At 69.8% G+C, this 13,702-nt stretch carries 12 protein-coding genes; 8 read left to right on the top strand and 4 right to left on the bottom strand.

Translation table 11 applies throughout. The features are described 5' to 3' along the window. From Vqi01_RS29030 to Vqi01_RS29010, 5 genes are all read left to right on the top strand, one after another. On the top strand, positions 1-259 hold a 259-nt coding region (locus Vqi01_RS29030), incomplete at its 5' end, for an acyl-CoA carboxylase subunit epsilon (protein WP_204038331.1). A 75-nt stretch (positions 260-334) separates the two neighbouring features. Next, the gene (locus Vqi01_RS29025) at positions 335-2,101 is read left to right on the top strand and encodes an ATP-binding protein (protein WP_204038334.1); all 1,767 of its coding nucleotides are present in this window, start codon (positions 335-337) and stop codon (positions 2,099-2,101) included. A 153-nt stretch (positions 2,102-2,254) separates the two neighbouring features. Further along, positions 2,255-3,658 carry an NADP-specific glutamate dehydrogenase gene (gdhA, locus tag Vqi01_RS29020; protein WP_443673877.1) on the top strand — a complete coding sequence of 468 codons (1,404 nt, stop codon included), beginning with the start codon at positions 2,255-2,257 and terminating at the stop codon, positions 3,656-3,658. Between the two features lie 157 nt (positions 3,659-3,815). Then, entirely contained in the window at positions 3,816-4,895 is a 1,080-nt protein-coding gene (locus Vqi01_RS29015; RefSeq protein WP_204038329.1) for an NACHT N-terminal helical domain 7-containing protein, read from the top strand. Continuing rightward, complete coding sequence (locus tag Vqi01_RS29010; RefSeq protein WP_204038328.1) at positions 4,864-5,499, top strand: hypothetical protein; 636 nt, start codon at positions 4,864-4,866, stop codon at positions 5,497-5,499. Before Vqi01_RS29015 ends, Vqi01_RS29010 begins: the two co-directional genes overlap by 32 nt. Positions 5,500-5,574: 75 nt before the next feature. Here the strand turns inward: Vqi01_RS29010 and Vqi01_RS29005 are convergent, their stop codons facing one another. Further along, positions 5,575-6,165 (bottom strand): hypothetical protein, encoded by a 591-nt coding sequence (locus Vqi01_RS29005; protein WP_204038327.1) that lies wholly within the window; start codon positions 6,163-6,165, stop codon positions 5,575-5,577. A 220-nt stretch (positions 6,166-6,385) separates the two neighbouring features. Here Vqi01_RS29005 and Vqi01_RS29000 point away from each other — a divergent pair, with 220 nt between their 5' ends. Both Vqi01_RS29000 and Vqi01_RS28995 read left to right on the top strand, forming a co-directional pair. Next, positions 6,386-7,477, top strand: a complete 1,092-nt coding sequence (locus tag Vqi01_RS29000; protein WP_239098746.1) for a glycoside hydrolase family 43 protein — start codon at positions 6,386-6,388, stop codon at positions 7,475-7,477. Between the two features lie 168 nt (positions 7,478-7,645). Then, positions 7,646-9,112, top strand: a complete 1,467-nt coding sequence (locus Vqi01_RS28995) for a glycosyltransferase family 39 protein (protein WP_204038326.1) — start codon at positions 7,646-7,648, stop codon at positions 9,110-9,112. A 63-nt stretch (positions 9,113-9,175) separates the two neighbouring features. Here the strand turns inward: Vqi01_RS28995 and Vqi01_RS28990 are convergent, their stop codons facing one another. Both Vqi01_RS28990 and Vqi01_RS28985 read right to left on the bottom strand, forming a co-directional pair. Then, positions 9,176-10,759 carry a metallopeptidase domain-containing protein gene (locus tag Vqi01_RS28990; protein ID WP_204038325.1) on the bottom strand — a complete coding sequence of 528 codons (1,584 nt, stop codon included), beginning with the start codon at positions 10,757-10,759 and terminating at the stop codon, positions 9,176-9,178. Between the two features lie 160 nt (positions 10,760-10,919). After that, positions 10,920-11,642: a TioE family transcriptional regulator gene (locus Vqi01_RS28985; RefSeq protein ID WP_204038332.1), complete on the bottom strand. Its 723-nt coding sequence runs from the start codon at positions 11,640-11,642 to the stop codon at positions 10,920-10,922. An 84-nt stretch (positions 11,643-11,726) separates the two neighbouring features. Between Vqi01_RS28985 and Vqi01_RS28980 the strand changes: the two genes are divergently transcribed. After that, entirely contained in the window at positions 11,727-13,316 is a 1,590-nt protein-coding gene (locus Vqi01_RS28980) for a DUF6194 family protein (protein WP_204038324.1), read from the top strand. 162 nt (positions 13,317-13,478) lie between these two features. Here the strand turns inward: Vqi01_RS28980 and Vqi01_RS28975 are convergent. After that, a partial coding sequence (locus tag Vqi01_RS28975; RefSeq protein WP_204038323.1) for a hypothetical protein occupies positions 13,479-13,702 on the bottom strand: 224 nt, incomplete at its 5' end.

Here is a 13,702-nt window from a genome sequence, read left to right as displayed (position 1 = left end):
ATTTCACGGGCGGATTCTGATGAACGGCACCGACGCACGGCGGGACGCCGCACATGCGCAACCGATCGCCCTGATGCGCGGCAACGCCACCCGTGCAGAACTCGCCGTTGTGATGGTCGTGCTCGCGCATGCCGCGCGCTCCGCCGAGGCGAGCGGCCCACCCCCGCGTGGTGCCTCCGTCTGGGGCGAACGAGCCCGCCTGGCGCGTCGACCGTTGGTGCACGGGCCGGGCACCTGGCGCAGCTCGGCCCTGCCCTGAAGAACGGAGACACGGATGGAGAGCCCCATCACCACGGCTCAGCCTCGACCCTGACTACGCCACGGAGCCACCATGCTGAAGAAGGTATTGATCGCCAATCGGGGCGAGATCGCCGTTCGCATCGCCCGTGCGTGCAAGGACAGCGGTATCCGGTCAGTCGCCGTCTATGCCGAACCGGACCGTGACGCATTGCACGTCAAGGTCGCCGACGAGGCCTACGCCCTCGGCGGGGCGACTCCCGCAGAGTCCTACCTCGTGCAGGACAAGCTGCTCGAGGTCGCCCGGAAGTCGGGCGCGGACGGGATCCACCCGGGCTACGGGTTCCTCGCGGAGAACGCCTCGTTCGCCCAGGCTGTCATCGACGCCGGGCTCACCTGGATCGGTCCCTCCCCGGCGGCCATCGACGCGCTCGGCGACAAGGTCAAGGCGAGGCACATCGCAGCCCGCGCCAACGCTCCCCTCGTGCCCGGCACGCCCGACCCGGTCGCCGACGCAGAGGAGGTCGTCGCCTTCGCCAAGGAGCACGGCCTGCCCGTCGCCATCAAGGCCGCCTACGGCGGGGGTGGGCGCGGTCTGAAGGTCGCGCGCACCCTGGAGGAGATCCCGGCGCTGTTCGAATCCGCTACGCGCGAGGCGGTGGCGGCGTTTGGGCGCGGTGAGTGTTTTGTCGAGCGGTATCTGGACAAGCCCCGCCACGTCGAGACGCAATGCCTTGCCGACGTCCACGGCAATGTCGTGGTCGTCTCCACCCGCGACTGCTCGTTGCAGCGGCGTCACCAGAAGCTGGTCGAAGAGGCCCCTGCCCCGTTCCTGTCCGACGAGCAGAACGCCGAGCTGATCCGCGCGTCCAAGGCGATCTTGAGGGAAGCGGGCTACCAGGGGGCCGGGACGTGTGAGTTCCTCATCGGGCAGGACGGCGCGATCTCGTTCCTCGAGGTCAACACCCGCCTTCAGGTCGAGCACCCGGTCACCGAGGAGGTCACCGGCGTTGACCTCGTGCGTGAGCAGTTCCGCATCGCCAACGGTGAGCCACTCGGCTACGACGATCCCACCCCGATGCGGCACTCCATCGAGTTCAGGATCAACGGTGAGGACGCCGGCCGAGGCTTCCTACCCGCGCCCGGCGTCATCACCCGGTTTCGTCCTCCGAGCGGTCCCGGGGTACGAGTCGATTCGGGTGTCGAGGCCGGCGACGTCGTCGGCGGCGCCTTCGACTCGATGCTGGCCAAGCTGGTCGTCACCGGCCGGAACCGCGACGAGGCCCTGGAGCGCTCGCGTCGGGCGCTGGCCGAGTTCGTCGTCGACGGCATACCCACCGTGATCCCGTTTCACCGCGCGGTGGTCGCCGACGAGGCGTTCGCCCCGGCCGGCCCGGACCAGCCGTTCTCCGTGCACACGCGGTGGATCGAGACCGAATGGCACAACACCGTCGAGCCGTACGCCGGCCCGGTCGCCGAGGCGCAGGAGCACGACGGTGAGCGGCAGACCATCGTCGTCGAGGTCGACGGCAAACGGATCGAGGTCGTACTGCCAGGTGGTTCGGCCCTCGCCGGCGGTACCGTGAAGAAGAAGGCGCCCAGGCGCTCCAGCGGCAGCAAGCGGGACGCCGCCGTGTCCGGCGACGCGCTCACCGCGCCCATGCAGGGCACCATCGTCAAGATCGCCGTGGCGGAAGGCCAGGCGGTCGAAACCGGCGAGATGGTCGCGGTCCTGGAGGCCATGAAGATGGAGCAGCCCATCAACGCGCACAAGTCCGGCACCATCACGGGTATCGCCGCCGCCATCGGCGATACCGTTGCCCACGGCGCCGTCATCGTCGAGATCAAGGAGACGGCGAGGTAGCCTTATATCGAGGATCTTCCGTGGATTTCGCGGTGCGACGTGGCGGATGGGCAGCCCACGATCGCTTCGACGAGGAACCCCCCGCATCCTCGCGGAGTCCTGCGCTCATACTCTATACCTAGGCCAAGGTCCACAACGGCGTGGGCGACTGCCATGGGGCCGGTCTGTTTTCCCTTGGCACGAGTTCGCGTGAGAAGCATGCCTGGAGGACTTTTGCGCACGCCTGAGCAGTTTCAACCATTTTTGACCACTGTGATCCGACGAAACCCGGGCGAGGAGGAGTTCCACCAAGCCGTGCGCGAAGTGCTGGGCAGCATCCACCCAGTGCTCGTCAAGCATCCGGAGTACGCCGAGGCGAAGATCCTCAAGCGGATCTGCGAACCGGAGCGGCAGATCATCTTCCGGGTGCCGTGGGAGGACGACCGGGGCGAGGTGCACGTCAACCGCGGCTTCCGCGTGGAGTTCAACAGCGCCCTGGGACCGTACAAGGGGGGACTGCGCTTCCACCCGTCGGTCTATCTGGGCATCGTGAAGTTCCTCGGCTTCGAACAGGTCTTCAAGAACGCCCTGACCGGTTTGCCGATCGGCGGCGGCAAGGGCGGTTCGGACTTCGACCCCAAGGGCCGCTCGGATCGCGAGGTGATGCGCTTCTGCCAGAGCTTCATGACCGAGCTGTACCGGCACATCGGCGAGTACACCGACGTGCCGGCCGGTGACGTCGGCGTGGGGGGACGCGAGATCGGCTACCTGTTCGGCCAGTACAAGCGCATCACCAACCGGTACGAATCCGGGGTGCTGACCGGCAAGGGGCTAGCGTACGGCGGCGCCCAGGTACGCCGGGAGGCCACCGGGTACGGCGCCGTGTTCTTCGCCGACGAGATGCTGCGCGCTGCCGGACACGGACTGGACGGCAAGCGGGTGGTGGTCTCCGGGTCCGGCAATGTGGCCATCTACGCCATCGAGAAGATCCAGCAGCTCGGCGGCATTGCGGTGGCGTGCTCGGACTCCTCCGGTTACGTGGTGGACGAGAAGGGCATCGACATCGACGCTCTCAAGCAGCTCAAGGAGACGCAGCGCGGCCCGATCAGGGATTACACCGAGGCTCGACGGCACGCGACCTTCGTGCCCCATCGCAGGGTGTGGGAGGTGCCCTGTGAGGTCGCCATCCCCTGCGCCACGCAGAACGAGATCAGCGGCGCGGATGCCGCGACCCTCGTGGCGAATGGCTGCATCGCGGTGATCGAAGGCGCGAACATGCCGACAACGCCCGAGGGCATCAGGGTCTTCACCGAGGCTGGGGTGCGTTTCGCGCCGGGCAAGGCCGCCAACGCCGGCGGCGTTGCCGCCAGTGCTTTGGAGATGCAGCAGAACGCCACCCGGGACTCGTGGACGTTCACCTACTCTGAGCAGCGGCTCCAGCAGATCATGCAGGACATCCACGCCCGCTGCTTCGAGACCGCGGAGGAGTACGGGATGCCGGGCAACTACATCGCCGGGGCGAACATCGACGGCTTCCGTCGGGTCGCCGAAGCCATGCTCGCCCAGGGACTCATCTGAGAACCTCTCCACCAAGATGTAGTCGCGCAGCGCCAGGCATCACTCGGGCACCCCGGTCTTCATCCGGCACAAACCTCGGCCGGATGAAGACCGGGGTGACGGGTGTTACGGCATCGCTCACGCTCAGCCGGCGCAGCAGGTGCGTCATCATGTAGCGATGTCGCACCGTCTGTCCTATGCCGACGCCGTCAAGATCCTGGGCGGCTCCGGGCCGCTCGCGAAGGCCGTCGACAACCTGCTCGGTGGCGCGCTCACCGTAGCGACCGCGGGCGGCAGCGATTTCGCGATCAGCCTCTTCGACGCCAAGACCGAGGTGGTCCGACTCGGCGGCCTGATCACGGCCAAGATCAGTGATGCCGTACGCGGGCTGGGTCGCCACGACCGCAGCGAGCGGCTCCAGGCCGCACACACCGTTCTGGTGCTCACCGCGTTCTTCGAAGAACTCGACGAGTGCCTGGCGACGGCGGGCCTCCACAGGCCCGACTTCACGCGGAACGACCAGCTCGAATTCGCCGCCGGCCGAGGCGAAGGCACGCTGGTCGAGCACTTCCTGCGTGCGCCCGTCCCGCTGCCGGCACCCGATCTCCCGTACGCGAGCCTCCTGACCGCGCTCGGGCATTGGTTCGCCGATCAGGCGAACCGAATGGGCGACCATCTCACCGGCCTGGCCGTCTGGGACCATGCCGACGAGCGCGCCCGCCGCGCGATGGCCGACCTGCTCGACCGGCGGCTGCCCGATGCGGCGGTCGCCCGCTTCGACGAGATCCATCGCCGCCTCGCCGAGGAGATCCCCGAGTTCGCCGTCCGCGACACCGAGGCACGCGAGTCGGCGCGCACGCTGGCCCTGCGCCTCGGCCCGTCGAACGACGACGACCTGCTGCGCTCCCTGCTCGGCTTCACGCCGCTGACCGCCCGCGCCACGGTCCTGCCGTTCATCGCCGGCCTACTCGACGGCTTCGACCGGGAACGCATCCGCATTTGGCTGATCGGCCGCACGTCCCAGGCGGTGACCCGCCCGCAGTACGCCGAAAGCCGCTACCGGCCGGTCGACAAACGCATCGACCATTGGATGGCCACCTACTCGTTCAATCTCCTCCTGCTGACCCTGGCCTGCGGCGGCGAACTGCGCGCGTCGGACCTGTTCACCCGGACCGACGACCCGGCGGCCTGGCTGCGCAACTCGGCTCTGCAGTGGCAGGCCGCCGTTGATCCAGTTCACCGACGGGTGCGGCCGTGACCACCACAGCTCGGTCGCGCACCATCTCATCCGGATGTGGCTGGCGGTCTCACTGCACGCCCCCGCAGCGGAACTGATCGCCGCCTGCAACGACGCTTCCTCCGCCGTGACGGACCTGGCCCCGTTCGGCGAACGGACTGCGCCCGCCGTTGGGGACGCCACGGCGATGGTGCTGGGCACGATGCGCGCCGCCGCGCACCGTCTGCCGTCGAGCGAGGTGTGCGCGATGGTCCATGAGCTGATCAACGAGGGGAGCGTGACACCAGGCGCGGCGATCAGTGCGATTCATTGCCTGGTCGCGTCGAGGGCCACGGACGACGGGTACGGAGCCGGGCTCGCCGCGGACCTGATCCGGAAGCACGCACACAGCGTCGACGCTCCCGTGCTGGTCCCAGCGTTGCGTGCGATCGTCGGTGGTGACGGAGCAGAGCATGCCGACCTCCCCAGCCTGGCGGTGGCCCTGATCGAGGCCGGGCGTCGACCCGAAGTCGAACGCGCCGCCCCGGACCTCACCGGGCCCTCGTTCGGCGAGCCCGGCTCCCGGCCCGTCCAGCCGATGCCACAGTCCCACCCGCACCGGCACGCCAGGGGATGCGTGGAGTAGGGGGTGGGCCCACTCCCTCCCCTCGCGCGGTGAGACCGCCGGGTCACCGAGGCTCGGCGCCCTCTGCGGTCGCTCTCAGTCCGGCAGCAGTCGCCGGAGCACTCCCTTGGTGGTCGCACCCATGCGGTAGGCCTGGACGAGGTACGAGCCGCAGGCGATGTTCGCCCCGGCGAGCACCGGCACCAGGTACTGGGTCACCCGCTGCCGCCGCTGCCAGACAGCGATCTCGGACGGCGTCTCCGGCGTCGGCAGCGTCGCGTCGCGTACCTCGACCTTGTCACCGCGTCGATGCGCCTCCTCGGCCAGTCTGCCGATCATCTTGCCGCAGTAGGCGGCGTACCCGGTGGCTGCGGCGCCGGCAACCGCCAGCCCGGCCTTGAGGGCCCCCACCGTCCCGAAACCCTTCTGCAACGCCATGCGTCGCCCACCAACCCGGGCCAGTTGTGCGCCGGCGAGCAGGGTGGCGCCGATCCCGAGCCACTGCACGGGCCCGAACCGGCCCCACGCCGATTCGGCGACCCGGATGCGGTCGATGCCTTCCCGCAGATCGCTGCCCGATTTGTTCACTCCGGCGACGCCCATCACGGTCCCGCCGAACCAGAGGGCAGACCCGATGTCGTGCACCGCCTGGGCGACGGCGTGATTGTCGGTGGTTGTCATCTGCATTCCGCACTCCTCGACGCGGTTCATGCATGTTCCTGCGTTAGGTGCCTTTGGTCCGATTGAAGCATCTTCACCGCCTTGGTAGCGGCCGATTTCGCTGACCGGGCGACGGCCATCGGCGGCTTCCGCGGCACCGCACAGCCGCCGGGAAGATAGCTTCGGCCGGCCGGGTTGTCCCTGGAGTCTCCTGCCTTCACAAACCGGATTGGACAAGGCTCTCTTGGTGGACGTTACGGCTCGCCGCATCCGATACCGCCGGGCCGCGATGATCGTGACGCTCGTCGTCGCCCTCGCGGCGGTGCTTGGCGCCGCGCTCCGCTGGTACGCCCCTGCGGAAGGGTCCGTCGACGCGCAGAGCTTCGTCAATCCCGTCCACGCCGGGAACAGCCCGGACCCGCAGGCCATCCGCGTCGGCTCGACCTGGTACCTGGTACACACCAACAGCGGCCGGCAGAACGTGCCGGTGCTGACCTCGCCGGATCTCGTGACGTGGACGCCGACCGGCGACGCGCTGCCCACCCTGCCGAGTTGGGCCGAGCCCGGACGGACCTGGGCACCGGAGATCATCGGCAGTGCGCCCGGCGGCTACCTGCTCTTTTACACCGCCGCCGACCGCGCGTCCGGCACGCAGTGCATCGGACGGGCGGCCGCCGACTCACCCGCGGGACCGTACCGGGACGACTCCACCACTCCCCTGGTCTGCTCGCCGGATCAGGGCGGCGCGATCGACGCCAGCCCGTTCCGGGACAGCGACGGCAGCCTCTGGCTGGTCTGGAAGAACGATGGCAACGCGATCGGCGCGGACACCTGGCTGTGGTCGCAACGCCTCTCCGACGACGGGTCAGCACTGGTCGGCGAGCCGACACAACTGTTGAAGCAGACCAGCGCGTGGGAGGGGACAGTGGTCGAGGCCCCCTTCTTCTGGCGCCACGACGGTCGTCTCTTCCTCTTCTACTCAGGTAACGACTACGCCTCGAAGGCGTACGCCGAGGGGTACGCGACCTGCGACACGCCCGCCGGCCCCTGTGAAAAGGCATCGGAGAATCCGATCCTGCGCAGCGACTCCGCGGCCTCCGGCCCCGGGCACGCCACCATGGTCGAGTACGACGGACGCACCTGGCTGCTGTACCACGCCTGGCAACCGGGCGCCGTCGGAACGAACTCGCCCGGCCGGCAGCTCTGGCTCGACGAGGTCACCTGGGAAGATGGTCGGCCCCACGTCCACGGCCCGACCGGCACCGCCCAGCCGCGCCCGCTGCCGCCGATGGACGGCCCGAATTCCGCCGCCCTGACGGCGGGACTGTCCGGGATCTGATCACCCCACTCCGCGAACTCGGCGGATCACTGCGGTTCGGCGCGCCCCAATCGGGGAAGGCACCGCCGTCGCGACCAACGGCAGCCGGGAGGGCAGTGGGATGACGTACCGCTCGGGCGGTGGTGGCCGGGCAGACCCCACCGGACCGAGGGCCGATCAGGGCCGGCGATGAGCGCTGCGGGCCGGGGTGGGCCCGCGGTCAGGTGGCCGGGGTTCTCAGGTAAGGCACTGGCCGCGCTCGTCGCGCTGGTGCTCGCCGCCGGTCTCGTGCTGCGCTTCTGCGCCGCCTCGCCGCTCTGGTTGGACGAGGCGCAGAGCGTGGCGATCGCCCGACTGCCGCTGCCCGAGTTGTTCGCCGCGCTGCGCGGCGACGGTGCCCCACCGCTGTACTACGTGCTTCTGCACGGCTGGATGGGGCTGGTGGGCACCGGCGACTGGGCGGTGCGCAGCCTCTCCGGGTTGTTCGCCGCCGCCGCTCTGCCGCTCTGGTACGTCGCGGCGCGGCCCTCGAACGCGGGCCTGGTCACGCTGGTTCTCGCGGCCGCCAATCCGTGGCTGGTGCGCTATGCGACCGAGGCCCGCCCGTACGCCCTGGTGATCCTGCTCGTGCTGCTCGGCGTCCTCGCTCTGGAGGGTCTCCATCGACGCCCCGGTCCGATCCGGGCGCTCGGCCTGGCTGTCGTCACCGGCCTGCTGTTGCTCACCCACTACTGGGCGCTCTTCCTGTACGCCGTGGTCGGGGTGGGTCTGCTGGTGTCGCTGCTGCGGAAACGCTCCCGCGCAGCCTGGTGGAGCCTCGGCGGACTGGCCGCCGGGGCCGTGCCGTTCCTGCCCTGGCTTCCGACGTTCCTGTACCAGAGCCAGCACACCGGCACGCCCTGGATGGGACGCAGCGGAGTCAAGGTCCTGCTCTCCGTGGTGACCGAATGGTCGGCCGCCGGTGTGTCAGCCGCCAGCGTGCTGCTGCTGGTCACCTGGCCGCTCATGACGTGGGGGGCGGTCGCGGACGGCCGCCGCGCCCGCCTGATCGGCGGCACCGGCGCCGCCACCCTGCTGCTCGCCGTCGCGGTAGCCTGGCTCACCGGATCGGCGGTGGTCACCCGGTACGCCGCAGTCGTGTTACCCCTGGCGGTGCTGGTGCTCGGTGTCGGCGCAGCACTGCTGCCGAGGCGCTGGATGGCGCTGGTGGTCGCCGGTCTGACGATCTGCTGGCTGGCGGTGGACGCCGTGCTGGTGGCTCGCCCTCGCACCGACGCCGCTGTCGTCGCTGGTCTTCTCAACCGGCAGGTCACCGACGCCGACACGGTGGTCTTCTGTCCCGATCAGCTCGGGCCCGACGTCATCCGGCGGCTGCATCATCGGCCGCGACTGCTCAGCTTTCCCGAGCAGGAGTGGCCGGGCCGACTGGACTGGACCGACTATCGGCAGCGGATCGAAGCCCAGGACCCGGCGGGGCTGGCCCGGCAGGTGGCCGCCGGATCCGGCGGCGGAACGGTCTGGCTGATTCCGCGCTACGGCTTCCGCCCCTTCGGTGAGCGCTGCCAGCAGCTCGGTACCGCGTTGACCGAGATGCTCGGGCCGCCGCAGCGGCAACAGGTGGGTCCGGACACGGTGTGGCGCTGGGCGCCGCGATAGCCCGCACAGCCCCGTGGATCCCGCCGCGCCAGGGCGGGATCCACGAGGGCCGGAAGCGGGCGGTCAGCCCCCGGGGCGCAGGACCCGGCTCGCCGCGGCGGCGTTGTCGGCCGCGGCCTGGGTGCGCTGGGCGCCGAGGACGCAGACATCGTCACCGATGAACGCGTCCCGCCAGACGTACCCGGAGATACAGGTGTGCGGCCCGTACGCCCCGTTGACCCAACGCGACGCGGCCACCGCGTTGTCGGCGGCGACCTGGCTACGGGTCGCACCGGTCACGCAGACGTAGTCGGACTGGTCGGCGTCGCGCCACACGTAGCCGCTGATGCAGGCGTTCGGCCCGGTCACCAGCCGGGCCGGGTTGCGCCGGCTCGCCGCGGCGGCGTTGTCGGTGGCGGCCTGGGTGCGCTGGGCACCGGTGACGCAGACATCGTCACCGGCGAACGCCTCCCGCCAGACGTATCCGGAGATGCAGGTGTGCGGCCCGTACGCCCCGTTGACCCAGCGCGACGCGGCCACCGCGTTGTCGGCGGCGACCTGGCTGCGGGTCGCACTGGTCACGCAGACCAGGTCGCTGGGGCGGGCGACGCGCCAGACGTACCCCTGCAGGCAGCGGTTGACGATGTCGGTGGTGATGGTGACCGTCGCGTTGTTGCCGGCGTGGCCGTTCACGCTGATCTGGACGCCGTTGGCGTTCAACGACTGCGCGGGGCCGCCGCCGGGTCCGGTGCGCAGCAGGTACGGGGTGCCGTCACGGACCTCGTGCAGCAGGACCGTGTCGGCCGGGATGCCAGCGCTCCAGCCGGTCTTGCGGCGGTACTCCACGGTGTAGTAGTTGAACAGGTCACCGGGGTTGAACGGAATCCGGACGAGCTGCGGTCCGGTCGCCGCCGGCGTCTCCAACGCGGCAAGCGAGATGGTGCGCGAGCCGACCCCGTCCGCGCCCATCGTGAAGATCCGGTTTTTCGGCAGCCAGCCGATCTCGTCGCGGTGCGGGCCGTTGAGCCCGACCGCGCTGGTGCCGTAGTTCGCCGTGGCGAAGGCGTGGATGTGCATGGCGCTCATCTCGTCCCACGGATCGTCGTACTCGCCCGGCTGTGACCAGGTCGCGTTCTGGTACGTGGTGTCGTTGGAGAACGAGTGACCCAGGCCCATGCCGTGCAGAAACTCGTGTGCGGCGAAGCCGACGTTCCACGCCCCGGGGTCGAGCAGCACCCGGCCCCCGGAGGCGCCCGAGTCGACCCGGTCGTTGAGCATCACGGCGATCCGGTGACCGGCCGGCACGGTGTAACCGTTGGCCGCCGCGGTGTCGACACACCGCTGGATGCGCGTCCATCGGTCGATGGTCCGGTACTGGTCCAGCGTCCACGACATCGTGTACCAGCCGCGCACCGCGGAGCCGGCCAGCGAGACGCGACCGCCGGACTGGTCGGTGAGGTAGTCGGCCACGCCGCCGGTGCCCGCACCCGCCGAGGTGAGGAAGTTGGCGAAGAACGACGCTGGCTGCGGGATGGTGGGCCGATCGCTGAACCGGCACAACAGAATCGACCAGGGCGTGTTGTTTCGGATCGGGGTGGCCGACGCGGGCCCTGCCGTCACGAAGACGGCACCGGCCAGGGCGCCGATGAGGGCGAGGCTACCCGCCATGACCCTTCGGGCGACTCTCGAACGCAACGCGAACCTCCATTGTGGGAAGCCGTCCTGGAAGATCGGGACGGTGCGAGCATCAGACACCGAGAGCCGGCGATTTGGCGTACACGAGTCGGGTTACCGACCAGCGGGCATCCGACGATGCGCCGCAGCCCGGTCAGGGCGAACTGGTCCGGGTGCTGGGCAGGCGGGTGACCTCGTCGAGGTGATCGGCGAGCCGGGCGGCTGCGGTGAGCATGGCTTGGCCACGCTCGGTGAGCCGTCCCCGCCACTGGCGCAGCGACGCGGCGAGTGGTTCGGCTCCACCCGCGTCACGCACGCGGCGCAGCACGTCGGCGATGTGCTCGAGCCGGTACCCGCCGCGGCGCAGCAGGTGAGCGAGTTGAGCGTCACGGACGTCGTCTGGTGAGTAGAGGCGGTAGCCGGTGGCCGGGTCGCGGGCCGGCTGCAGAATCCCGGCCCGCTCCCACTTGCGCAGGGTCGCGGGTCGCACGTCGAGCCGGTGCGCCAGCACGCTGATCGGCACCGCTTTGCGGCTCTGCGGTTGTGGCTTCGCCGCGGTGAGAATCGCGACCGCCGCCTCGACCCCGTCCAGGGTCTCTCGGTCCCGCTGCAACAGGGCATGGCTGCGGTCGATAGCCCGCAACGCCACGTCGATCTCGCCCCGGTTGACGGCACGCATGATCTCGCCGCTGGCCGCATAGCCGTGCCCGGCGATCAGCGCCAGGTAGGCACTCAGCGCCTTGGCGTGCACCTCGGTGAACCGGCGGTAGCCGGTCGGGCTGCGCTGGGCCGGCGGCAGAACGCCGTCTCGTTCGTAGTTGCGCACGGCCTGCGCGGACAGGCCGTGGCGGCGCGCTAGGTCGACGGGTCGGTATATCCCCGAGTTGGAGGGTTTCATGGCTGCCACCGCGCTCCCTCGCTCGCAAGTTTCAACCGCTGGTTCAACGATACGGTTGATGCAATGACCGATCTTCTCGACCTGTTTGTCGTACCGCCGCCCCTGCTCGCGCTCGGCGAGCCGACGCATGGCGAGTCCGCGTTCCTTCAGATCCGCAACGACACCTTCATCTCGCTGGCCGAGTGTGGCTACCGGTCGATCGCGTTGGAGAGCGACCGGGCCGCAGGACTGATCGCCGACGAGTTCGTCCAAGGCTCCGCGGTCGTCACGCTCGACCGTGCGCTCGCCGAGGGGTTCAGTCACGGGTTCGGCGCCGCCCCGGCCAACCGCGACCTGCTGGTGCGGATGCGCGAGTGGAACGCCGGTCGGCCGGCTTGCGAGCGCCTGACGTTCCACGGCTTCGACGCCCCGCTGGAGATCGAGCATGCCCCAAGTCCACGGCGCTACCTCACCCAGGTCTGTGACTTCCTCGGCCTCGACCGATCAGCGGAGATCGACGACCTGGTCGGAGACGAGAGCCGATGGAGCGACACCGCCGCGATCTGGGAGCCCGGCAGGTCGATCGGGCGCTCGGCGGACGCCCAGCGCCTGCGGGTGATCGCCGACGACCTGCTGACCGAGCTCTACCTGCAGGCACCCCGACGGGTCGAGGGCTGGCGGGCGGCGTTCGTACACGTCACGTCCGCGCTCGCATTGCTGCGCTACCACGCCGCAGCCGCCGCACCGCTGGCGCAGGAGGAACGCTTCGCCCGCCTGGCCGGGGTCCGGGACGCGTTGATGGCCGAGAATCTGCTCGCAATCCGCTCGGCCGAGGCACACCGCGGGCCCACGCTGGTCTTCGCGCACAACACCCATCTCCAGCGCCACGCCAGCACGATGACGATGGCCGGAACGAACGTGTCGTGGGCCGGCGCCGGCGCGATCATCGCATCGCTGCTCGGCGACCGGTACGCGGTGATCGTCGGCAGTCTCGGCGCGAGCCCCACACTCGGCATCGAGGCGCCTGCCCCGACGACCTACGAAGGCAGACTGCAGCAGATGTCCAGCCTTCCCCGGTACGTCCGCACATCCGAAATGGAACCGGCCGAGCGGAGAACTCACGACTACCGCTACTTTCCGCTCGATGAGGCCACCATCGAAAGCGCCGACGCGCTGCTGCACATCCCGACCGGCGTCGACGCGGCCATGCTCGCCGACCGGATCCTCACGCTGCCCGGCGTCGAGCAGTTCGTGGCAAGCAAGGAGAACGGATCACCCGAGGGATCCTGGGGCGACCGGTTCTTCTACGTCGGCCCGGACCGGCGCCAACCGTTCGCCACCATCGTCGAGCAGGACGTGCCCGGCTTCGACGAGGCCTCCGAGCTCGACCGCCCCGGCGTCTTCCGCCTCAACCTCGACCTGGGCCGAGCCGAGTTCGAGGCACTGTTCGGCTTCCCACCCAGGGCCTTCGAGGAGCACCGGCACGAATTCGACTTCGCCAGACTGGACACCCTCGTGCCCCACCCGGGCTACGCGTTGTACGGCTTCGGCAGCGTCGTCATGCCCGGCCCGCAGATGCTGCCCGAGATCGACCGGCTACTCGCGATCGCTCACGCTCGCGCAGTCGGCCGTCACGAGCGCGCCGCCCGCCGGGCTGCGGACCATCAGGATTGAGCCCCGGTCATCAGGGTGGACGGCGGGACTTCCCCGCCGTCCACCCAAAGATCCGGACGTAAGCCTCTCGGGCCGTCAGTTCGGATACGCCCCGCTCACCCGGTTCCCCTTCCCCCGCCCGGCACGCTCAACAGCGAGACGAGCGGCCGTCACCGTCGTGGGTCAGGGGGCGGAAGGTCTCGCCGGGGGAACCTCGTCCTCAAGACTCGCCGGCTCACCTATCGAGCCCAGATCAGAGATCTCGCCGAAGTGTTCGGCAATCTCGTCGATGGTCGGCGGGGTGGCGCTGAACCAGCCCTCGCTGACCACTGTGGCGACACGCCAATAATGCCCCGCGAGGTGGGGAATAGCCCATCGCTGTGCCGGCAGCGCTGACTCGGTGTGGT

It is taken from the genome of Micromonospora qiuiae (assembly GCF_016863555.1).
Classification (GTDB): domain Bacteria; phylum Actinomycetota; class Actinomycetes; order Mycobacteriales; family Micromonosporaceae; genus Micromonospora; species Micromonospora qiuiae.
Note: the sequence above shows the minus strand (reverse complement) of the source record. Positions and strands in the feature narration are given on the sequence as shown.

Bases quoted from the DNA above. Each gene is read 5' to 3' on its own strand.
- gdhA (WP_443673877.1), top strand. From the start codon at position 2,255: ATGGGGCCGGTCTGTTTTCCCTTGGCACGAGTTCGCGTGAGAAGCATG.
- Vqi01_RS29015 (WP_204038329.1), top strand. From the start codon at position 3,816: ATGTCGCACCGTCTGTCCTATGCCGACGCCGTCAAGATCCTGGGCGGC.
- Vqi01_RS29005 (WP_204038327.1), bottom strand. From the start codon at position 6,165: ATGCAGATGACAACCACCGACAATCACGCCGTCGCCCAGGCGGTGCAC.
- Vqi01_RS28995 (WP_204038326.1), top strand. From the start codon at position 7,646: ATGAGCGCTGCGGGCCGGGGTGGGCCCGCGGTCAGGTGGCCGGGGTTC.
- Vqi01_RS28990 (WP_204038325.1), bottom strand. From the start codon at position 10,759: ATGGCGGGTAGCCTCGCCCTCATCGGCGCCCTGGCCGGTGCCGTCTTC.
- Vqi01_RS28980 (WP_204038324.1), top strand. From the start codon at position 11,727: ATGACCGATCTTCTCGACCTGTTTGTCGTACCGCCGCCCCTGCTCGCG.